The sequence below is a fragment of the Pseudomonas sp. NPDC087615 genome, from assembly GCF_044743445.1.
Lineage (GTDB): Bacteria > Pseudomonadota > Gammaproteobacteria > Pseudomonadales > Pseudomonadaceae > Aquipseudomonas > Aquipseudomonas baetica_A.
The window spans coordinates 1-20,394 of sequence record NZ_JBIUWM010000007.1 but is presented as its reverse complement, the minus strand read 5'-3'; the positions used below and the strand labels follow the sequence as shown (position 1 = coordinate 20,394).

Annotated in this window: 19 protein-coding genes; 4 read left to right on the top strand and 15 right to left on the bottom strand. The window is 58.6% G+C overall.

The annotated features are described in order from the left end of the window. Positions 1-3 precede the first annotated feature (3 nt). The 5 genes from ACIOU6_RS05695 to ACIOU6_RS05675 form a co-directional block, all read right to left on the bottom strand. Entirely contained in the window at positions 4-2,214 is a 2,211-nt protein-coding gene (locus tag ACIOU6_RS05695; protein ID WP_401134538.1) for an LTA synthase family protein, read from the bottom strand. A gap of 336 nt (positions 2,215-2,550) precedes the next feature. Continuing rightward, complete coding sequence (locus tag ACIOU6_RS05690; protein WP_221733422.1) at positions 2,551-2,745, bottom strand: helix-turn-helix transcriptional regulator; 195 nt, start codon at positions 2,743-2,745, stop codon at positions 2,551-2,553. Then, entirely contained in the window at positions 2,742-3,116 is a 375-nt protein-coding gene (locus ACIOU6_RS05685; RefSeq protein ID WP_221733421.1) for a hypothetical protein, read from the bottom strand. Before ACIOU6_RS05685 ends, ACIOU6_RS05690 begins: the two co-directional genes overlap by 4 nt. Before the next feature lie 147 nt (positions 3,117-3,263). Beyond that, positions 3,264-3,743, bottom strand: coding sequence for a copper chaperone PCu(A)C (locus ACIOU6_RS05680; RefSeq protein ID WP_221733420.1), 480 nt, complete (start codon positions 3,741-3,743; stop codon positions 3,264-3,266). Further along, entirely contained in the window at positions 3,743-4,348 is a 606-nt protein-coding gene (locus tag ACIOU6_RS05675) for an SCO family protein (RefSeq protein WP_221733419.1), read from the bottom strand. The genes ACIOU6_RS05680 and ACIOU6_RS05675 overlap by 1 nt, the downstream gene beginning before the upstream one ends. 393 nt (positions 4,349-4,741) lie before the next feature. Here ACIOU6_RS05675 and ycaC point away from each other — a divergent pair, with 393 nt between their 5' ends. Continuing rightward, positions 4,742-5,374, top strand: coding sequence for an isochorismate family cysteine hydrolase YcaC (gene ycaC, locus ACIOU6_RS05670; protein WP_401134533.1), 633 nt, complete (start codon positions 4,742-4,744; stop codon positions 5,372-5,374). Positions 5,375-5,469: 95 nt separating this feature from the next. Here the strand turns inward: ycaC and ACIOU6_RS05665 are convergent, their stop codons facing one another. The 9 genes from ACIOU6_RS05665 to ACIOU6_RS05625 form a co-directional block, all read right to left on the bottom strand. Continuing rightward, positions 5,470-7,593, bottom strand: a complete 2,124-nt coding sequence (locus tag ACIOU6_RS05665) for an ATP-binding protein (protein WP_401134692.1) — start codon at positions 7,591-7,593, stop codon at positions 5,470-5,472. Between the two features lie 173 nt (positions 7,594-7,766). After that, on the bottom strand, positions 7,767-9,305 hold the full coding sequence (locus ACIOU6_RS05660; RefSeq protein WP_221733417.1) for a cryptochrome/photolyase family protein: 1,539 nt from the start codon (positions 9,303-9,305) through the stop codon (positions 7,767-7,769). Between the two features lie 28 nt (positions 9,306-9,333). Continuing rightward, on the bottom strand, positions 9,334-9,636 hold the full coding sequence (locus tag ACIOU6_RS05655) for a DUF6482 family protein (RefSeq protein WP_221733416.1): 303 nt from the start codon (positions 9,634-9,636) through the stop codon (positions 9,334-9,336). Between the two features lie 14 nt (positions 9,637-9,650). Beyond that, positions 9,651-10,361, bottom strand: coding sequence for an SDR family oxidoreductase (locus ACIOU6_RS05650; RefSeq protein WP_401134529.1), 711 nt, complete (start codon positions 10,359-10,361; stop codon positions 9,651-9,653). Further along, positions 10,358-10,900, bottom strand: coding sequence for a DUF3833 domain-containing protein (locus tag ACIOU6_RS05645; RefSeq protein ID WP_221733414.1), 543 nt, complete (start codon positions 10,898-10,900; stop codon positions 10,358-10,360). Before ACIOU6_RS05645 ends, ACIOU6_RS05650 begins: the two co-directional genes overlap by 4 nt. A 124-nt stretch (positions 10,901-11,024) precedes the next feature. After that, positions 11,025-11,579, bottom strand: coding sequence for a GTP cyclohydrolase I FolE (gene folE / locus ACIOU6_RS05640; protein ID WP_221733413.1), 555 nt, complete (start codon positions 11,577-11,579; stop codon positions 11,025-11,027). After that, positions 11,576-12,025, bottom strand: a complete 450-nt coding sequence (locus ACIOU6_RS05635) for a thiol-disulfide oxidoreductase DCC family protein (protein ID WP_221733412.1) — start codon at positions 12,023-12,025, stop codon at positions 11,576-11,578. The genes folE and ACIOU6_RS05635 overlap by 4 nt, the downstream gene beginning before the upstream one ends. 186 nt (positions 12,026-12,211) lie before the next feature. Next, positions 12,212-13,336 (bottom strand): alkene reductase, encoded by a 1,125-nt coding sequence (locus tag ACIOU6_RS05630; RefSeq protein ID WP_221733411.1) that lies wholly within the window; start codon positions 13,334-13,336, stop codon positions 12,212-12,214. 115 nt (positions 13,337-13,451) lie between these two features. After that, positions 13,452-14,129 carry a type 1 glutamine amidotransferase domain-containing protein gene (locus tag ACIOU6_RS05625; RefSeq protein ID WP_401134524.1) on the bottom strand — a complete coding sequence of 226 codons (678 nt, stop codon included), beginning with the start codon at positions 14,127-14,129 and terminating at the stop codon, positions 13,452-13,454. Positions 14,130-14,338: 209 nt separating this feature from the next. Here ACIOU6_RS05625 and ACIOU6_RS05620 point away from each other — a divergent pair, with 209 nt between their 5' ends. The 3 genes from ACIOU6_RS05620 to ACIOU6_RS05610 all read left to right on the top strand — a co-directional run bounded on the left by ACIOU6_RS05620 (position 14,339) and on the right by ACIOU6_RS05610 (position 18,785). Then, positions 14,339-14,923 carry a TetR/AcrR family transcriptional regulator gene (locus tag ACIOU6_RS05620; RefSeq protein WP_221733409.1) on the top strand — a complete coding sequence of 195 codons (585 nt, stop codon included), beginning with the start codon at positions 14,339-14,341 and terminating at the stop codon, positions 14,921-14,923. Between the two features lie 180 nt (positions 14,924-15,103). Continuing rightward, a complete protein-coding gene (locus ACIOU6_RS05615; RefSeq protein WP_221733408.1) occupies positions 15,104-17,230 on the top strand; it encodes a TonB-dependent siderophore receptor in 2,127 nt (708 codons plus the stop codon). Between the two features lie 316 nt (positions 17,231-17,546). After that, the gene (locus tag ACIOU6_RS05610; RefSeq protein WP_401134521.1) at positions 17,547-18,785 is read left to right on the top strand and encodes an MgtC/SapB family protein; all 1,239 of its coding nucleotides are present in this window, start codon (positions 17,547-17,549) and stop codon (positions 18,783-18,785) included. A gap of 28 nt (positions 18,786-18,813) precedes the next feature. Here ACIOU6_RS05610 and ACIOU6_RS05605 read toward each other — a convergent pair whose 3' ends face one another. After that, the gene (locus ACIOU6_RS05605; RefSeq protein WP_401134519.1) at positions 18,814-19,881 is read right to left on the bottom strand and encodes an ArsO family NAD(P)H-dependent flavin-containing monooxygenase; all 1,068 of its coding nucleotides are present in this window, start codon (positions 19,879-19,881) and stop codon (positions 18,814-18,816) included. Between the last annotated feature and the right edge of the window lie 513 nt (positions 19,882-20,394).

Genomic DNA, 20,394 nt, shown 5'->3' with positions numbered 1-20,394 from the left:
GTGTCAACTCGACTGCGCGGCCTGATCCTCCGGCACTTCATCCAGCAGATCCTCTTGCCCTGGCAACTCAGTGATCACACTGAAATCCGTGACTTCAACAGCACCCGATCCATAACCCAGCAAATGGAAGGAGAAGGCCTTGCGGTCTTGCGGATTATCGAAGCTGAAATCCATCTCCAGCGGCTGATCCGCCGTGGCGACCATTTCCGGCGGCAACCCGATCTGCACCTCTTTTTCGAATTCCTTGGCTTTGAGCTGAATGTGCGCGACCTGGTGCGGATCAAGCGAACGCACGGTCATGCGTACGCGGGTGTACGAGCCCTTGGGCATTTCCAGGTATTGCGCGCCGATCAGATTGTCGGCCCAGTCATTATTGATCTGTGCCTGCAGCGGGATGACGTTGGTGCTGCCGAATTGATAGCGGTGATTGAGCGGAGTGCGCAGTAGGGACAGGTCCAGCGCATCGGCGCGGGCCGCGATCTGTCGGGCGCGATGGCCACTGTAGGTGCCCTTGAACGTGGCACTGTCGGCTATGAAACCGGCGCTTTCGTAGTAGCGGCAGCGGCGCGGCATGTCACATTCGGAGAACATACCGTGGCCATCGTGATAGCGCAGTTTGCCGTTGGTGAACGACATCATTTCACGACCGGAATCGTAATCGCGAAACAGCGAGCGGCCGCTCAATGAGTGAGGTACTGGCAGGTCGAAGTAGTCGAGGATCGAGGTGCTCAAATCGACATGGCCATACACCCCGGCCTTGAGGCGCGGAAGTTGCTCCTGCTCGGGCGCCAACGTCAGATTGAAACCCCATGACGAAGCCAGACGCACGCCATCAATGCCGTGGGACTCATCGGAGGTGATCACCACCAGCGTGTCTTTCAACACGCCCTGGCGTTCGAGACTGCCAAGGAACTGGTCCAGTGCATCGTCCAGGTAGCCGACCGCCGCCTGCTTCGGCGTTTCGTAGCGCTCCCGATATTCTTCCGGTGCGGAGTAGGGCTGGTGCGTGCCTACGGTCAGCAATGTCAGCATCCACGGCTTTTTTTGCTTTTCCAGTTGGCCGACATAACTCAGCGCGCCCTCGAAGAATGCCTTGTCATCCTTGCCCCACGGAAATTCCACATAGTTGGCGTTGGTGAACCACTCCAGGCCATGGGTCGCATCGAAACCGATGTGCGGCATGATCTTGTCTTTGGCCATGAAGCGCAGGCCGGCGCCTTGCAGATAGTGGGTGCTGAAACCGTGCGCGCGCAGTTGCGCCGGCAGACAAGCCTGATTGCGCTCGTTCAGGGTGAGCATTTCCACGCCTTTGGGCGTGCCGTTGTTGAGCTTGTCGTAATCGCCGCAGAGCATGGCGTACAGACCGCGAATGGTCTGGTGTGTGTGCACAACGTAGTCAGGTGTGTTCATGCCGCGCTCGGCCCAGCGACTGAGATTGGGCATCAGGTCTTCCTGATAATGGCTGCCAATGGCCTCGCGGTTGGCGCGGATGTAAGCGCCGGGAATGCCTTCCAGGGTGATGATCAGCACGTTACGTGCCCGACCCGGTGCATTCAGCAGTTTCTGCCCGTTGAGATCGACGTCGGTGAGTCCGGTCATGACCGGTGTGGTTTCCTCAACATCGCCGTCCAGCCATTCCTCGGCCCGGATCTGCACATCGGCGACCTCAGTGGCTAGCAAATGGTGCGAAAGGCTGTACAAACGCCAAGGATCGGCCTCGCTCGGCCACAGGTTCTGTGCGCCCCAGTGCACAGCGAACAGCACCAGTGGCACACCCCAGAACGCACGGGGCAGGGCAGGACGGACAATGCCGCGTGCGGCAAACTGCGCCAGCAGCCAAAGCAACAGTGCCAGCAGCAACGTAATGCCCACCGCCGGATGCGCCAGTCCTCCGCCACTGGAGTTCTCGACAAATTGCGGATCGAACAGGTAATGCAGATCGGAAGGGGTGGGCAGGCGACCGACGGCACTGACCAGTTCCGCAGTCGCCACCGCGAGCAAGCCCCAGAACAGCAGCAGCGGCAATGCCAGCCACCACGCGCGGCGATGCAACAAAATCACCAACGAACTGCCGATCGCCAGATCCGACAAATAACCCAGCGGAGTCGACCAGCCGAGTGCCGCGCGTAGGCACACCGGCACGATCAGCACCAGAAAGATCAGGGAAGAGAGTCGGGCATGCGGGTGTCGCAACCCGTTCAAAAGAGCGCTCACAAAAAAGACCTTCCAGTCATCAAATCGTAAAAAAAGTGTGGGTGATGATAGCAAGGGTGAGCGGTCTGATCGTTGTTTTAAACGCGCAGGTGATTGGTTTGCGGAGCCGTTTGGGGTTAGACGAAACGCCGTAAGCTCTAGCTGACGTTGGTGTTGACTGGCAATCGGCGATGTTGATGCAGTATCTCGGCAGCAGATTTATTGTTTCATCTTATTTAGTGCGCCTTAGAACCGGCATGACAGCATGTGTTAAACGCTGCGATTCACACGACCACTTCGGCGTGGTGGTTGCCACGCCGTCCTGCAGAGTGCCTGTCTTTTCTGCGAGTTATCGGCTCAAGCTCCATCATCAAAGATGCTTTCAATGGTCATCTCGAACGCCCGGGCAATCTGAAACGCCAGCGGCAGGCTCGGGTCGTAGCGTTCATTCTCGATGGCGTTGATCGTCTGACGCGACACGTTCAGGCGCTCTGCCAGATCGACTTGGGACCATTTGCGCTGGGCGCGTAATTGCTTGAGGCGGTTTTTCATTGGTAGCGACGCTTGGCGAAGCGCAAACCGATCATCCACATCAGGCCCATCACCGGCCAGACCCACAACCAAGGGAAGTGCGGTGCACCGACGGTCTCCAGAAAGCCGTAGGTAAAGGTCAGCAGGGCTGAGGCGGCGAAAGCAAAGCCCAGGGCTTCGAACTGGATGCGCAGGTACATTTCGTCGAGACGGCGCATGTCACGCACGATAGTCCAGCAGAACAGACCGACCGGAATAATGGGCAACAGGGCGATGACGGTACGCAGCCCAAAGCTGGCGTCGGCGAGATACAGCAAGGCAAATTGCGATGTCAGCAATACCAATATGTACAGCGCCATCGCAGCGGCCATTTCGCGATTGAAACTCTTCATGCTTCACTTCCTGTGTAAAAGACCCTTTACATCCTCGCCGATGAATTTTTTGGTGTAAAGCACGCTTTCCATAAACTTTACATCCGCAAAAAAAGGGGCGGCATGATCGTCTATCATGCCGCCCCGTGTGTGTTGCTGAAGGTCAGATCAATGCATCTTGCTGTGATCATGACCTTGCATGTTGGTCAGCGGGCGCACCGGAGCTTTCACTTCAACGGTTTCTTTCTCGCCCTTAGCGTTTTCCACGGTCAAGGTCAGCGGCACGCTTTCGCCTTCTTTCAACTGAGCCGTCAGGCCCATCAGCATGACGTGGTAGCCGTTCGGGTCAAAGTGGACGGCTTTGCCGGCCGGCAGGTCGACCGATTTCACCGGGCCCATGCTCATGACGTCGTTTTTCATGCTCATTTCATGGATTTGCACATCTTTGGCCGCTGGCGAAGCGACGCTGAGCAGCTTGCTGTCGCTGTCGGCAGTGAGGGTCATGAACGCGCCGCTGGCGGACTGGGTTGGCACGGTCGCACGTACCCAGGCGTCGTCGACCTGGGTCTGCGCCGAGACCTGAAACGCCAGGCCCATCAACGAAAGGGCGAAAACGGTGCGTTTGATGTTGTTCAGAACGGGGTGCATCAGCAAACCTCCATAACGGTAAGCAAATCTTCCGTGCATTCTTCTGCCGAAAGCGATGTGGATAGACCTACGCGCAGTTCGCCGCGCGAGTCATAGACGTAACTAGTGGCGGTGTGCGAGATGGTGTAGGTGTCGCCGGCCGGCACCTTCTCGAAGAACACATCGAATTCCTTGGCCGTGGCCTTGGTTTCCTCAAGTGTGCCGTACAGCGCGACGAAGGTCGGGTCGAAGGCCTTCATGTAGGCGTCGAGAATTTCTGGCGTGTCGCGCTCGGGATCCAGAGTGATGAAGATCACCTGCAAGCGGTCGCCGTCTCTGCCCATGAGTTTTTTGATTTTCGCCGCGCGGGCCAGGGTCGTCGGGCAGACCGCCGGGCACTGGGTGAAGCCGAAGAACACCATTGGCATCATGCCGCGAAAGCTCGACAGCGTCATGGTCTCGCCTTCGGTGTTCTTAAGCTTGAAGGTGCGTCCCATGATCTTGTTACTCAGATCCTTGCCGTACTTGTAAGACAGTTGGCCGCGGGTGTCGCAGCCGGCGAGCAGGCCAAGCCCGAGCACGCCCATTCCCGCAAGCACCTTGCGGCGAGTCAACAAAGCCGTCATCTAATACCGCCTTTTGCAGCCCGTCAGTCGGCAGGACTGGCGGGGGGGGGTTAACCGTAAAAGCGGCGCATCATACCAAACTGAAGGCAGACGCCGGCTGCGGATCGGCGGACAGGGTGTCGCAGGGTGACAAAAGGTGTAAGAAAAAGTGACGAGAGATAGCGCGATAGCCTCCTGCAGATTTGACGTTCCGAGGTCGTCGCTGAGGACGGGTCCGTGCCAGGAGTTCGAATAGATTGGCTCTGAAGTCACCGCCCTTTATCCAATACCAATTGTCCTTTCTGAGTTGACAGTTAAACGCTTTTCAGCCGATTTATCTCGCCCCGGTGCGTCAGTAATCTGTGCCCATCTTGGACGCAACAAGAACCCCTACAACTAAAAAGGAATGCACAGATGAACACTCCAACCTATAACCGCCTCAACAAAGACGACGCCGTAGTGCTGCTGGTTGATCACCAGACCGGTTTGATTTCTCTGGTGCAGGACTTCTCGCCGAACGAGTTCAAGAACAACGTGCTGGCGCTGGCCGATCTGGCGAAGTTCTTCCAGTTGCCGACCATCCTCACCACCAGTTTCGAGCAAGGCCCGAACGGTCCGCTGGTGCCGGAATTGAAAGAGATGTTCCCCGATGCGCCTTACATCGCTCGCCCAGGGCAGATCAACGCCTGGGACAACGAAGACTTCGTCAAAGCAATCAAAGCCACCGGTCGCAAACAGATCATCATCGCCGGTGTGGTGACGGATGTGTGCGTAGCGTTTCCGACCCTGTCGGCGCTGGCGGAGGGGTTTGATGTGTTCGTGGTGACTGATGCGTCCGGCACTTTCAACACCACCGTGCAACAAGCTGCGTGGAGTCGCATGACCCAGGCCGGCGCGCAGATGATGAACTGGTTCTCGGTGGCCTGTGAGCTGCACCGCGACTGGCGTAACGACATTGAAGGTTTGGGTCATTTGCTGTCGCAGCGGATTCCGAACTACCGCAATTTGATGAATGGCTATGCGGCGCTGACGTCTCAACAGAAGTAAGCGAGCCGCGTCACACGAAAAGCCTGCCCTGAAAAGCAGGCTTTTTACGTTGCAACAGTTTTTTGCCGCGCTCTAGAAGAATGTTCACGGCGGCTTCACTCAACGTTAGTCGACATCAGGGTAATGACGCGCGAAATCAATGCGTCAACCGCAAACGGCTTGGTCAGCACTTGCATCCCCGGCCCAAGTTGCGCGCTGCCAATGACGGCGTTTTCTGCGTAGCCGGTAATGAATAGCGTTTTTAGTCTCGGGCGGATTTCTCTGCCTGCATCGGCCATCTGTCGCCCATTCATACCGCCGGGCAAACCGACATCGGTGATGAGCAGATCGATGTGTGCGCTGGAGCGTAATGCTTCGAGTCCTTCGACGCTGTCGGCGGCTTCCAGCAGGTTATAACCGAGTTCGCCCAGCACGTCGCAAATCAACATGCGCACGGAGGGTTCGTCGTCGACAATCAGAATTGTCCCGCCTGACTTGGCAAGCGGCGTTGTCGCGTTGTGCGTGGCATCCTGATTTGCCCGCGTTTCGCCGCAGTACCTTGGCAGGTAGAGACTCATCGTGGTGCCTTGGTCCTCTTGCGAATGCACCCTTACCTGACCGCCGGATTGCTTGGTGAATCCGTAGATCATCGACAGCCCCAGGCCGGTGCCCTGGCCCAGAGGCTTGGTGGTAAAAAATGGGTCGAAGGCTTTGGCAATGACCTCGGGCGTCATGCCTGTGCCGGTATCAGTGACACACAGGGACAAGTACTCGCCTTCGGGCATGTCCAGCGCGCGGGCCGACGCAGAGTCCATTGTGCGATTGGCCGTCTCGACCGTGATACGCCCGCCGTCAGGCATGGCGTCGCGGGCGTTGATGCACAGATTCAGCAGTGCGTTTTCCAGTTGACTGGCATCGACCAGTGTCGGCCACAGTTCGGGCGCCGCGACGGTCTTCAAGCGGATGGCGGGGCCGACGGTGCGCTGGATCAACTCGGTCATTCCGAGGATCAGGGAATTGACATCCGTCGGCCGCGGATCGAGTGTCTGGCGTCGCGAGAAAGCCAGCAGTCGATGGGTCAGGGCCGCCGCACGTTTGGTGGCGCCTTGGGCGGTGACCATGTACTTATCGACGTCTTTCAGACGGCCTTGGGCGATGCGCTTTCCCATTAATTCCAACGCCGCCGAGATGCCGGCCAGCAGGTTGTTGAAATCATGGGCCAAGCCCCCGGTCAGTTGCCCGACCGCTTCCATCTTCTGCGACTGGCGCAGTTTTTCCTCTGTTTGCATGAGTTCGGCTGTGCGCGTCGATACGCGTTGTTCCAGTGTGTCGTTGAGCGCGCGCAACGCGGCGTTGGCCCGGTCGCGCTCGGCCTCGACATTGCGTCGATCCTCAACATCGATGAGTACGCCGGGAAAACGCAACGGGGTGCCGTCATCGGCGCACTCGACGCGTCCGTTGGCCTCGATCCAGTTGTATGTTCCGTCAGCGCGGCGCACACGATACTGATGGGAGTAGGCGCCGCCGCGGGCAATCGCTTCGTTGATCGCGGCCGTAAGCCCGTCCCGGTCATCGGGGTGTACGGTCATCACGACTTGTTCCAGGCTCAGACCGGTGCGGCCCAACGCGGGATCAAGGTCAAAAATCCTGGCAAAGGACTCATCCATGGTGAAGCAATCTGTGGGCAAGTCCCAATGCCAAGTCCCGATAATGGCCCCGGCGGCGAGGGCCAGTTGCACGCGCTCGACGTTTTCACGCGCTACCGCCTCGCTGACTCGCAGGCGCTCCTCGGCGTCTCGGCGTTGGGTGACGTCGCTGAAGAAAATCGCGATTTGTCGATCGGCAGGATCGCCGACACGCACGGCGCGAACATCGAACCAGCGTTCAAAGGTATTGGCGTAGTTTTCGAAGTTGGCCGGCTCGCCGGTCTTGGCCACGTGCCCGTAAGTCTCGAACCAGAAACTCTCCAGGTTGGGGGCGAACTCGGTGACCCATTTACCTCGCAGGTTGACGCCGCATTGACGTTCGAACGCAGGGTTGGCCTCGACGAAGTAGTAATCGACGGGGCGATCATCAGCGTCGAATTTGACTTTGACGATCGCGAACGCGGCCTCAATGGTTTCCAGGATGGTGCTGAAACGCGCCTCGCTACTGGCAAGCGCCGCTCGGCTGGCGGCAAGCTGGGCGGCCATATCCGGTGATGCTGCTGCGCTGCTCTCCAGAAGCAGGCGCAGACGCATGACCTCTGCCTCAAGCTCCTCGCGAGTAAAGTGCTTCAGAATTTCCACCACGGGGGGCCTTCTTGATTTTTGGGTGAGTTCATTCAACGCGGCTCAAACGTACACCGGGAATTCTCACATTGACACGTCACCTGGTGTTTAAGTTGCACCCGTACGGGGAAGGACGCCGCGTTTTATAGCGGCTCGCCACGGTCCAGTGTGTCGAGCAGTTTCTGCCCCCGCTGCCAAAGCGCTTGTTGCTTGGCTTGCGGCATGCGGTCGAGGTTTTTGTACATCATGCTCATGCGCTGATTACCGCGTAGAAGATCGCCGTGGCGCATCAGGAAATGCCAGTACAGCGCATTGAAAGGGCAGGCGTTGTCAGCCGTGCTTTCGCTGACTTTGTAGGCACAGCCGCGACAGTAGTCAGACATTCGATTGATGTACTGGCCGCTCGCGCAATAAGGCTTGGAGCCGAGATAACCACCGTCAGCGTGCATGACCATGCCCAGGGTATTGGGCAGTTCCACCCAGTCGAACGCGTCCATGTAGATCGCCAGGTACCAATCGCAGATCTGGCTCGGCGCGATGCCGGTGAGCAAGGCAAAATTGCCCGTGACCATGAGCCTCTGGATGTGGTGGGCATAGGCATGTTTGAGGCTTTGACCGATCGCATGGCGCATGCAGTTCATCTGCGTTTCGCCCGTCCAGTAGAACGCCGGCAAGGCCCGGTGGTTACCAAATGAATTACCTTGGGCATAGTCAGGCATCTTCAGCCAGTAAACCCCTCGCACATATTCCCGCCAGCCGATCAATTGCCGAATGAACCCCTCGGCTGCATTCAATGGGATGCGGCCAGACCTGTAAGCCGACTCAACGTCGCTGCACAGTTGACGTAAATCCAACAGACCAATATTGAGCGCTGCGCTGATCCGCGCATGGAACACAAAGGGCTCGTCGCTGGCCATGGCATCCTGGTAATCGCCGAACCCGGCCAGACCATAGTCCAGAAAGTAATCCCATAACGCTTGGGCGTCGGCATGTGTGACCGGATAGTTGAAATTGTCCAGAGAGCCGTAGTGGCTGCTGAAGCGCTCTTTGACCAGTGCAAGCACGTCGCGAGTGATGGCGTCGTCGGAAAACCGCGCCGGGTAGGGCGCTTTCACTCCTTTGGGCAAGGCTTTGCGGTTTTCGGCGTCAAAGTTCCACGCGCCGCCGACCGGCGTGCCGTCGCCATTGAGCAGTAATCCGCTCTTGCGGCGCATCTCGCGGTAGAAAAACTCCATGCGCAGCTGTTTTTTGCCGGCCGCCCACGCGCTGAATTCGGCACGACTGCACAGAAAACGCGTGTCGGCATGCCAGTCAATGGCTGAGCCGCATTCCTTGAGAGATTGTTCGAGGCGCCAGTCGCCGCATTCGGTGACGTGCAGTTCGTCCGCTTGCAGCAGGTCCTGCCAGCGGCGTAATTCCCCCGGCACCGATCCGCTGTTGTGCGGGTCATCAAGGGGGACGTACTCGACACGTACGCCTCTGGCCTGCAGCGCCTGGGCGAAATGCCGCATGGCGCTGAAGATCAGCGCGATCTTCTGCGGATGATGAGGCACATGGCTGGCTTCCTCCATCACCTCGACCATCAGTACCGCATCACGTTCGGGATCGAGACCTTGCAATGAGGCCAGGTCAAACGACAGTTGATCGCCGAGGATCAGGCACAGGCGATTGACCTTGCTCATTCGGTGCGGTCCGGCAGCGTGCGGTTCATCAAGGAGGTGTCAGCGAAAAAGGCAGGCGCAGTTCTTCGACAGGGCCTGTGTCCCGGCCGCACATTTCGTCGTGCACACATTGCTGCACCAACACGCAGGGAAAGGCCGGAACGGTTTGCAACAAGTCACGCAGATGAGTGATTGAACGCAGACGCATGGGTTTGGCGGCATCGTCCAGCAAGGTGAATTGGCCGTGATCCATGCGGATGCGTGCCAGATAAAAACCACCTTCGAGCGACAGTAGTTCCAGTTCCCGTATTTCGCTATTGGCGGCGTGCTCGGTGAGGGTTTGCAGATTCATGAATCACTCCTTGCCTACCAGGGTAGGCGTTCTCCGTCGTAGGCAAAGAAATGGCCGCTGTCTGCCGGCGTCAGGCGGTCGATCAGGGTCAATAGTTCATGGGTTGCGACGCTGGCCGGTCGGGCCGCCGATGCACCGCGAAAAGGTTGCGACAGCGCCGAAACCACCGTGCCTGGATGCAGGCTCAGCAAGCGGCTGTGCGGGCGGGTTCGGGCCAGTTCGATGGCAGCGGTTTTGATCAGCATGTTCAGCGCAGCCTTGGAGGCGCGATAGGCGTACCAGCCACCCAAACGGTTATCGCCGATGCTGCCGACCTTGGCCGAGAGCATTGCCATCGCCCCTTGGGGATCGAGCAGTGGCAGAAAGTGCCGCAAGACCATCGCCGGTCCCAGCGTGTTCACTTGAAAAACGGCCTGCAGCGCGGCGTCTTCCATGGCGCTGTAACTTTTTTCCGGTTTGAGGGTGTCGCGATGCAGCAGGCCCGCAGCGTGCACGATCAACTGGTACGGCGCTTCTGTGGCCAGTTCGGCGGCGGCGCTGGCGATTGTCTCGGGCTGTTCCAGGTCAAGTGCGGGATCGGTCTTGCGCCCCAGTTCCCGCACGCTTGCACACCGTGGGTCGTGTTTGAGCCACTCACAGAAGGCTGTGCCGAGTGCGCCGCTGGCGCCGATCACCAGGGCGCGGTAGCCGTCGCCCAGGGAGGTCATGGTGAGCGAATCACTCATTGATTTTCTCCCCCGGACTGGCGGCGGAAGAACAATGTCACCTGGCCGATCTCGACACCGAACTTGGACATGCTGGTGCGATTGATCAGCGTGTCCTCGTCCATCTGGTACATCCAATCGTCCATATTCACTTCATAAACGGAGCCATCGACCGGGAGGCTCAGGACATAGCGCCAACGTAATGCGTTGCCGGCCACTTCACCTTTGGCCTCGCCCACGACATCGCCAGCGCGACCGCGCCAATGGCCTGCACCTTCTGGCGTCAGGGTCCAGACACGACGCTCGCGAGTGCCATCGCTGTAGAGGAAGCGCTCGTCGAGAATCAGGTCATGACCCTCGCGATGGCTCTGGATATTGACCTCAAAACGTTTGACAACCTCGCCTGAGCGCTTTTGAAACATCCCCCAGGCTTTGACGGGTTTGCTGAAGAAATGCTCAAGGTTCAGGGCCGGTTGCTGGTCGGCATAGCGACCGACATCGACGCTGCCGCAGCTCGTGACGCTTAGCACCAATGCCAGTAAAACCAAAAAACGGGCCATTGCTTTACTCCCTGAATACACGGGTGAACGTGGAGAACATCCCTTTGAAAGGCTTGTACAGATACTTATGCGTGTACAGGTTTGTCGGCGCATTTGAATCGACAAACCAACAATTAAGTCACTGTCATCGGCTGATCAGTTGGAGGAACTCCTGACGTGTGCTGGAGGACTCTCGAAACGCACCGAGCATGACCGATGAGGTCATGACCGAGCTCTGCTTTTCCACACCGCGCATCATCATGCACATGTGCCTGGCTTCAATGACCACGGCCACACCGGCAGCACCGGTAATTTGCTGGATCGCGTCGGCGATCTGTCTGGTCAGGTTTTCCTGAATCTGCAAGCGGCGCGCGAACATGTCGACCACTCGGGCCACTTTCGACAGCCCCAACACCCGGCCAGTCGGTATGTAGGCCACATGGGCCTTGCCGATGAAGGGCAGCATGTGGTGTTCGCACAACGAGTAAAGCTCGATGTCGCGAACGATGACCATTTCATCGTTCTGTGACTCGAACAACGCGCCATTGATGATTTCTTCCAGGTTCATCGTGTAGCCGTCGCACAGGAACTGCATCGCTTTGGCTGCGCGCTTGGGCGTGTCTCGAAGTCCTTCGCGGTCGGGGTTTTCACCGACGCCGAGAAGAATTCCACGGTAGTGATTGGCTAATGATTGAGTCATTCGGATTTCTCGCGGCGTTGCGGCTGGATAAGAGTGCGACAACTGCTGTGGCCGTCATGACAACGCCGGCTGCCGTCAGGGTGAGGCAGCCACGCCAAGTGAGGGCGCAAGTGGCAGAACAAGCGATATGCAATGGCAAACAAAGGACGGGTCAAACGCCAGTTCAGGGGTGCAACCCAGATACCAAGCCCTGCGGCTCGCCAGCTCCACAGCGTGGCGTCGAGGCCTTTTACCCAGCATCCATCGTCGAATCTTGCATGCAGTGAGGATTGCATTTGCGTAAGCGTGAAGCCCAGAACGGCTGGATCGAAGTCCTCATGGCTAAGGTCAACGAAGCGCAGTCGTGTTTCGACCGCATGTTGGCGCAACAGCTTGATTTCTCGCGCACAGAGTGGGCATTCACCGTCAAAGTAAAGCGTTAATGGCCACGGCTCTGAGTTGTACATTGCGGCGTGCCTTGTATAGGTTTTTTACAAAGATAGGCCGAAAAAATCGAGCTGACAATGGAGCGTCGTTCTTTTTGTGAAGATGGGAAGACGTTACATCCAGTCGCCTCTCGTAACGGGAGACGGATTGGGCGGCGTAAAGCAGCACTCCCGCAGGGGCGGGAGCACTTTGTCGAGAACTGTGCGTCAGGCGAGGTAAGCCGGGTAATCCACATACCCTTCGGCATTGCCGCCATACACCGTGGCCGGGTTCAGTGCATTCAACGGCCAGTCGTTAGCGATTCGCGCAGGGAGGTCCGGGTTGGCCATGAACGGTCGGCCGAAGGCGACAAAATCCGCCAGGCCGCAATCGAGCAATTTCGCACCCGACTCAGCGTTGTAACGCCCGGCATAAATGATTGCGCCGCTGAAGGTATCGCGCACCGCCTGGCGAAAGGTCTCTGGCATGGCTGGCGCATTGTCCCAATCCGCTTCGGCGATGGACAGATAAGCGATACCCACGTCTTGCAGCACCTTGATGGCCTCGATGTAAGTGGTGTGTGGATCTTCCTCGACCATGCCCAGGTAAGTCCGCGCTTCATCGGTGGTGGTGAACAATGGCGCGAAACGTACGCCAACCTTTTCCTTGCCGATGCACTCGGCGACGCCGGACACCACCTCACGCAGAAAACGCAGGCGGTTGTGCAGCGAACCACCGTACTGGTCGGTGCGCAGGTTGCTATGGGCGGAGATGAACTGGTTGACCAGATAACCATTGGCGCAGTGCAGTTCGATACCGTCGAATCCTGCCTCCATCGCATTACGCGCCGCCTGGATGTAGAGCTGCACGAGGTCCTGGACTTCGTCGGTGGTCAGGGCTCGCGGGGTAGACGGCGCCACCAGTTCGCCGGCGCCAGGCGTGGTTTCAATGAACACGCTGACCCGGTCAGTGGCCACGGCGGAGGCCGATACCGGAGCGTCACCGTTGGGCTGCAACGCGGTGTGGGATACGCGACCGACGTGCCAGAGCTGGGCGAAAATCACGCCATCGCGGGCATGCACGGCTTCGGTGACTTTGCGCCATCCGGCGATCTGCTCGGCGGTATGGATACCCGGTGTCCAGGCGTAACCCTGACCACGGGGTTCGATCTGGGTGCCTTCGGTGACGAGCAAACCAGCACCGGCACGCTGTTGGTAATACTCGGCCATCAATTCATTGGCGACGTTGCCCGGTTGGGTACTGCGCTGGCGGGTGAGCGGTGGCAGGACGATGCGGTTTTTCAGGGTGTGAAGGCCCAGTGTGGCGGGTTTGAAGAAACTGCTGTGGTGCATGGAGGTGCCCTTGATAAAGGAGTGCAATCCGACCGTTTATTAGACCAGTCGACTATTGGATGGATGAAAAAAAACACCGTGCAACACGCACACGGTGTTCGGATCTGTAAAAGAATCAGCCGAGCATCTTCAGCAGTTTCTCGGCCACGGCGGCGGAGCTGGCCGGATTCTGCCCGGTGACCAGTTGCCCATCAGCCACCACATGCACCTGCCAGTCGGCGGCTTTGGCGTAGCGCCCGCCGAGACGCTGAAACTCGTCTTCGATCAGAAACGGCACCACATCCGTCAGGCCGACCGCGGCTTCTTCGGAATTGGTGAAACCGGTCACTTCGCGATTCTGGATCAGCGGTTTGCCATCCGCTGCAACGACGTGACGCAGCACGCCAGGTGCGTGGCAGACAAAACCATGGGGTTTGTTGCTGCGGTCGAAGGCTTCGATCAACGCGATCGAGTGTTTGTCTTCGGCCAGATCCCAGAGTGGGCCGTGGCCACCGGGGTAGAACACGGCATCGAAATCATCAGCGCTGACATCGGCCAGGCGCCCGGTGTTGGCCAGAACCTGTTGAGTGGCCGGGTCATTGCGAAAACGCTCGGTTTCGGCCGTTTGCGCATCAGGCGCATCACTTTTCGGATCGAGTGGCGGCTGGCCGCCAGCGGGTGAAACCACGGTGATCTGTGCGCCGGCATCTTTGAAGGCGTAGTAGGGCGCGGCGAACTCTTCGAGCCAGAAGCCGGTCTTCTTACCAGTACTGCCGAGTTGATCGTGGGAAGTCAGAACCATCAGGATTTTCATAAAGCACCCTTGCGTTGATCAGGTGTTATCGAAGCGCGACGGATTCGCACGTTGTGGACACCCGTTGATGTTTGTCGGGGCACAGCATAGTTTCCAATTAGACCAGTCGTCTAGTGTTTTTTTTGCCATGGGTTTTTATCGCTCGGGTATGGCAAACTCTCGCCTCCGTGAAATATACGACTGGTCTATTGTTTGGTAATTTGCGCCCCATGAAACCGACCTACGACGACACCCGCCAACATTTGCTCGATACCGGCCACCGCATGATGGCCGAGAAGGGCTTCACCAGCGTTGGCCTCAACGAAATCCTGCAAACCGCAGGCGTGCCCAAGGGCTCGTTCTATCACTACTTCAAATCCAAGGAACTCTACGGCCAGGCGCTGCTTGAGGACTACTTCGTCGGCTATCTCGCCGACATGGAGCGGCGCCTGACACTGCCGGGCCTGAGTGCCTATGAACGGCTGATGGATTACTGGCAGGGCTGGCAGAATCGCTGCACCCTGGAAGGGCACGGCGACGAGTGTCTGGTGGTGAAACTCAGTGCGGAGGTTGCTGATCTGTCCGAGTCGATGCGCCTCACGTTGCGTGATGGCGCCGAGCAAGTGGTGGCGCGTATCACCCTTTGTATTGAACAGGGCCAGGCTGAACAGAGCCTGCCTGAGGGCGATGCGCGTCAGTTGGCGGAAAGGCTGTATCAACAGTGGTTGGGCGCCAGTTTGCTGAACAAATTGCAACGGACGGGGCAATCGTTGAACACCTCGATGGCGACCACAAAGCAACTGCTCAGTATTTGATATCGACAACCTGATGGATGCTGTCGCGAATCCGTAGAACGCTGAGTGCCATTAGCGAGGTGAAATCAAGCGCACAAGCGAATGGGAATACGTTTCAATTGCAAAATATCCGGTATACCATGCGCCGCGGTTTGCTGGCAGTTTTGCCCTTCGTTTTTGCCTATTCGTAAGGTTTCCCTCATGCGTCGAACTCTGCTTTCCATCTGTGTGCTGCAGGCGTTGTCCCCTTCTTCCTGGGCTGAGCAAGCCAACTCCGGCGCTTCAGCTCTTGAGCTGGAGGCAACCGACGTGGTTGGCACGGCAGATTACGAACGGGCGGACGGCCCGGTACAGGGTTATCGCGCAACGCGTTCTGCCAGTGCCACGCGCACCGACACCTCGATTCATGACACACCGCAATCCATCAGCGTGGTATCGAAGGACGCCGTTGAAGACATCGGCGCCACCCGTCTGCAAGACGCATTGGATTACGCCGGCGGCGTAGGGCGGGCGAACAATTTTGGGGGGCAGGGGCTGACCACGTTTACGGTGCGCGGTTTTACCACCGGCGAGTTCTATCGCAATGGTTTCCCGATCAATCGCGGTTATCCGAACATGCCCGATGCCAACACTATCGAGCGTCTGGAGGTTCTTCGCGGGCCCGCAACCATGTTGTATGGCCGAGGCGATCCTGGCGGTACATTCAATGTCGTTTCCAAGCAGCCACTTGCCGAGCCCACGGTTACATTGGGTAGCCAGTTGAACGATCAAGGCATGAAGCGCGGCACGCTGGACGCTTCCGGCCCGTTGGATGAAGAGGGGCGTCTGGCCTATCGGCTCAATGTGGTGGGCGAGGGTGGTGATACGTTCCGTGATCACGTTGAAACGGAGCGCTATGGTGTGACGCCGGTTCTAACCTGGCAGGCGAGCGATGCGACGCGAGTGATTTTCGAAGGCGATTTCATGCGCAACAATCATCCGCTGGATCGTGGCGTAACGCGCTACGCCAAACAAATCGGCACAGCGTCGCGCGACACGTTCTTTGGCGAAAAAGACGCCGGCAAGTTGCACAACGACAACAACATGGCGCAACTGCGTTTCGAACACATTCTCAATGACGACTGGACGCTGGGCGGTGGCTTCCAGTGGCTCGAGGGTACGTTGCAGGGCAACGCAATCGAGGCCAATGGCATTGCCGCCGACGGCCGAACCCTGGGGCGAAATTTCAACTACCGCAAGCTGGAGTGGACGGACAAGGACACCCAACTCAACCTGACCGGCCACTTCACCACCGGTGGTTTGCAGCACACGTTGCTGACCGGCATCGAATACGAAGACTACGACTACAATTCGATCATCCAGCGTTCCAGTGGCGCGGTGGGTGCCTATGCGATCGACATCTTCAATCCGGTCTACGGCCAGCCACGCCCGGCGTTGACCCGGACCCCGACCCACGACAAAGAAAACCTCAAGACCTACGCCGCGTTTGTGCAGGACCAAGTGGCACTGACCGAACGACTCAAAGTACTGGCCGGGGCGCGTTTCGAGCGTTTCGAACACGACTACGAAACCTACGTGCCGGGCGCTAAAAGCTGGCAGGCCAGTGATCACGCGGTGACGCCGCGCATCGGCTTGACCTACGACCTGACCGACACCGTTGCGGTCTACGCGGACACCGCGCGCTCGTTCAAACCCAACACCGGCGCCAGTCGACAGGGCGGTGGCTTTGAGCCGGAGGAAGGCAAGTCCTATGAGATCGGGTTGAAGTGGGAGGCACTGGAGCAACAGTTGAGCGTCGATGCGGCGATCTATCAGATCGAGAAACGCAACGTGTTGACCACTGACCCTGTGGACTCGACGTTCAGCGTGGCCGCCGGGGAAGTGCGTAGCCGTGGCCTGGACGTGAACGTTGCCGGCAACCTGACCCCCGAATGGCGTGTGATCGGTGGGTATGCCTACGTTGATGCCGAGGTGACCAAGGACAACGTGATGCGCTCCGGTACACGGCTGGTGAACATCCCGAAAAACAGCTTCAGCCTGCTCAACGTTTATGAATTCCAGGACGGCGCCCTCAAAGGGTTGGGGCTGGGAACGGGGCTCAAGTACGTCGATGAGCGCGCCGGACAAACCGCCAACACCGCTTTCTCGATGGACAGTTACACCGTTGTCGATTTGCTCGGCTACTACAAAGTCAATGACAAGGTGCGGCTCAACCTCGACGTGAAAAACCTGTTTGACCGGGATTACGAAGAGGGCGCGTTCGGCAACGTCTACGCCTATCCGGGGGCGCCACGAACGGTACAAGTCGGGATCGCCTATACCTTGTAGAACGTCTTGTTGGGCGCCGGCGGTTTGAAGATCGGCAATGTCGCCAGCGATAGTCAGAGATCGACGTGAGTTGCTCGACAACTGTGTGCGGTACTGCGCGGTGAGCCACTGCGCCTTCATCCTCCAACGGTTGACCGTCATCAACCTTTCGTCCTTCGTACTGGCGCAGTCTTGGGTCCATGCTGAACTCAGGCGAATGCACATGGGCATATTCCCTCGATAGTTCGCTGCGAAAGGCTGCACCCTGCAACGAAACGACGCGCGGGGGTGTGCTACCGGATTGAAAGGGCTCAATACTCACTCGGACGGGGACGCTATGAATGAAACCCTTGGCATGACCGGTGCGGCGGCAGCGCTGGGGATCGGCATGCTCGTCGGTCTGGAGCGCGAACGGCACAAGAGAGAAGGGGTCAGCCGAGCCTTCGCCGGCTTGCGCACGTTCGCCATTACGGCGTTGCTGGGCTATGTGGCGATGCAGGTCGGTGGTGCTCTGCTGTTGGGGATCGTGGCGATCTGCTTAGCCTTGCTGATCACCGTGGCTTACTGGCGCAGCCTGAGCGACGACCCGGGCGTGACCAGTGAAGTGGCGTTGCTCACGGTGTTGGTTTTAGGGGCCTTGTGTGGCACCGCGCCGGAACTGGCCATTGCCATAGGCGTGGTGATCGCGGGGCTGCTGGCGTACCGCCAGAAACTGCATTACTTCGCCAACAGCCAGTTGACCGAAGCAGAAATGCGCGATGGTCTGGTGCTTTTGGTCGTCGCACTGGTGGTTCTGCCTTTGGCTCCGGACCGTTTCATCGGCCCCTACGGCGCGATCAATCTGCGCACTATTTGCACCTTGACTGTGATGCTGATGGCGGTCGGGGCCTTGGGTCATATTGCAGTGCGTAACCTGGGCACCCATTACGGCTACGCGGTCAGTGCCATCGCCTCCGGATTTGCTTCCAGCACCGTGACCATCGCCTCCATGGGACACCTGGTCGCCAAGGAGCCGCAAAACATCAAAGTCCTGGCGGCGGCCGCGATTTTGTCCAATCTGGCCACTGTCGTTCAGGTTGGCTTGATCCTGGCGGCGGTCGACACCGCTCTGTTACGTCACATGTGGGCGCCGCTGTTAGGCGGTTTCGCCGCCACAGCGTTGTACGGCGTGTGCCTGATGTTTCCCAGGCCTGAAGCCCGCGCCAACCAACCGATCAAGGTAGGAGGTGCGTTTAACCTCAAGTTGGCCTTGGTCGTGACGTTGACCCTGACGGGCATCACCTTGTTGTCGTCGGTCATGCTCAACCTCTTTGGTGAGGTGGGTGTGATGTTGACGGCCACGTTTACCGGTTTCGCTGACGCACACTCTTCAACGGCATCAATCGCCGCGTTGGCCGAATCCGGCCAGTTGCCGCTTGAGGCCATTGCCGGCCCTGCGCTGATCGCTGTCAGTAGCAACTCGGTGAGCAAATGTGTGGTGGCGTGGGTCAGTGGCGGCCGACGGTTCGCCGCGTATGTGATTCCCGGCCAGGCAGGGTTGACGCTGGCGATGTGGGCGGGTGTCTGGCTGCAATGACAACGCCTCGCGCCGTAAGCGGGGCGATTCACTGCTCCATTAAAAATCCCTCAATCTCCTCAACGGTACTGCGCGCTGTACGGGTTACACCGATCAGTGTCGCGGATGCGGCGCCTGTCCAGTCTCCGTAACCCACCAACCACAAGCGCGGCTCCTGGATCGAACGCGTGCCTTCGACGGCCACACGCCCGTCGGCGGTACAGACGCCCAATGACTCCAGATAGCCGAGGGCCGGGCGGAAACCGGTGCACCAGATCACCGCATCGACCGGTGTTTGCGAGCCATCAGCCCACGTCACGCCGGTTTCGGTGAAGGCCAGGAAAGGCCGAACTGCTTGCAGTACGCCGCGCTCCCGGGCTTCGACGACTGGCGGCACCATCACAATGTCACCCAAGCCACCCACCGGTTGCTCCACGACGATGCCCGCGAGTTGGGCTTTCCAGCGTGCTGTGGCGCGCTCGAACAGCACCCGTCCATCGACGTCGTCGGCGAGAAATTGCGGGGGCTGAGGGGTGATCCATGTGGCGTCGGCCACCAGTGACACTTCCGCGAGGATCTGTGCGCCGGAGTTGCCACCACCCACCACCAGAACTTTTTTTCCGGCGAATGGCTTGGCATCAACGTAGTGAGCCGAATGCAGTTGTTGGCCGGTAAAGGTCTCACTGCCGGGGTAATGTGGCACGTAGGGATGACGCCAGGTGCCCGTTGCGCTGACGACCGCGCGCGCCAGCCAGGTGCGGCCCTGGGCCTTTACGTGGAGGCGATCGCCCCAGCGTTCAACGGCGTTTACCCAAAAGGGGCGTTCGGTAGGGAATTGGTAGCGTTGCTCATACTGGCGCAGATAATCCAGTACGTGGCCGCGGCTCGGATAACCGTCCGTGACCGGCGGCATCATCCAGCCAGCGATGGAACTCCAGGTCGAGGGTGAAAACAGTCGTAACGAGTCCCAGCCATGCCGCCAGGCGCCGCCCGGCGCGTCTTCAGCGTCGATGATGACAAAGAAACGTCCGGTTCGGCGCAGAAAGTAAGCGACGGCAAGTGCGGACTGGCCTCCGCCGATAATCGCGACATCCACTTCAGGGCGGTTGGCAAGCATGTGCAATCCTCAAGTCGGCGAGAGTCTGGCTACGTTAACCCATCCGAATCGAGGTGTTGTTGACGTTTCTCAAGGGATGCGCACATCGGAGACAAGAACGAGGCCCATGGTCGTAAGTAGGAGGTGTTGACTCCTGCGGGGGAGACTACTCAGCGGAAAATCCAGAATTATTGAAGTGCGCAACTTTTTGCGCACTAAAATGTGGATAACCGTGTGGACACATCCCTGCAGCCCACGTAATCCGTTCTGTACAGACGAGTGCGCAAGAAGTTGCGCAGTACTGCGCAAGAAGTTGCGCACTTCAGACCTCAAATCCGCACGAAAAACAGTCAGAAACCCGATCATGTACAGCTTCGCCCCCGGCTCCCGGGCACTTCGCAAAACCTGGCACGCTCCTTGATAACAGTCAGGCACCCACCGGGCGATTTCGCCTCCCGGGCACCTTAAATTTATCCGCAAGGAGAGCACCCCATGGCAACACCAGCGTACATGTCGGTTACCGGCGAAAAACAA

Bases quoted from the DNA above. Each gene is read 5' to 3' on its own strand.
- ACIOU6_RS05605 (WP_401134519.1), bottom strand. From the start codon at position 19,881: ATGCTTGCCAACCGCCCTGAAGTGGATGTCGCGATTATCGGCGGAGGC.
- ACIOU6_RS05635 (WP_221733412.1), bottom strand. From the start codon at position 12,025: ATGTACAACTCAGAGCCGTGGCCATTAACGCTTTACTTTGACGGTGAA.
- ACIOU6_RS05650 (WP_401134529.1), bottom strand. From the start codon at position 10,361: ATGAGTGATTCGCTCACCATGACCTCCCTGGGCGACGGCTACCGCGCC.
- ACIOU6_RS05615 (WP_221733408.1), top strand. From the start codon at position 15,104: ATGCGTCGAACTCTGCTTTCCATCTGTGTGCTGCAGGCGTTGTCCCCT.
- ACIOU6_RS05690 (WP_221733422.1), bottom strand. From the start codon at position 2,745: ATGAAAAACCGCCTCAAGCAATTACGCGCCCAGCGCAAATGGTCCCAA.
- ACIOU6_RS05645 (WP_221733414.1), bottom strand. From the start codon at position 10,900: ATGGCCCGTTTTTTGGTTTTACTGGCATTGGTGCTAAGCGTCACGAGC.
- ACIOU6_RS05680 (WP_221733420.1), bottom strand. From the start codon at position 3,743: ATGCACCCCGTTCTGAACAACATCAAACGCACCGTTTTCGCCCTTTCG.
- ycaC (WP_401134533.1), top strand. From the start codon at position 4,742: ATGAACACTCCAACCTATAACCGCCTCAACAAAGACGACGCCGTAGTG.
- folE (WP_221733413.1), bottom strand. From the start codon at position 11,579: ATGACTCAATCATTAGCCAATCACTACCGTGGAATTCTTCTCGGCGTC.
- ACIOU6_RS05685 (WP_221733421.1), bottom strand. From the start codon at position 3,116: ATGAAGAGTTTCAATCGCGAAATGGCCGCTGCGATGGCGCTGTACATA.
- ACIOU6_RS05660 (WP_221733417.1), bottom strand. From the start codon at position 9,305: ATGAGCAAGGTCAATCGCCTGTGCCTGATCCTCGGCGATCAACTGTCG.
- ACIOU6_RS05610 (WP_401134521.1), top strand. From the start codon at position 17,547: ATGAATGAAACCCTTGGCATGACCGGTGCGGCGGCAGCGCTGGGGATC.
- ACIOU6_RS05625 (WP_401134524.1), bottom strand. From the start codon at position 14,129: ATGAAAATCCTGATGGTTCTGACTTCCCACGATCAACTCGGCAGTACT.
- ACIOU6_RS05630 (WP_221733411.1), bottom strand. From the start codon at position 13,336: ATGCACCACAGCAGTTTCTTCAAACCCGCCACACTGGGCCTTCACACC.
- ACIOU6_RS05675 (WP_221733419.1), bottom strand. From the start codon at position 4,348: ATGACGGCTTTGTTGACTCGCCGCAAGGTGCTTGCGGGAATGGGCGTG.
- ACIOU6_RS05620 (WP_221733409.1), top strand. From the start codon at position 14,339: ATGAAACCGACCTACGACGACACCCGCCAACATTTGCTCGATACCGGC.
- ACIOU6_RS05655 (WP_221733416.1), bottom strand. From the start codon at position 9,636: ATGAATCTGCAAACCCTCACCGAGCACGCCGCCAATAGCGAAATACGG.
- ACIOU6_RS05665 (WP_401134692.1), bottom strand. From the start codon at position 7,593: ATGCGTCTGCGCCTGCTTCTGGAGAGCAGCGCAGCAGCATCACCGGAT.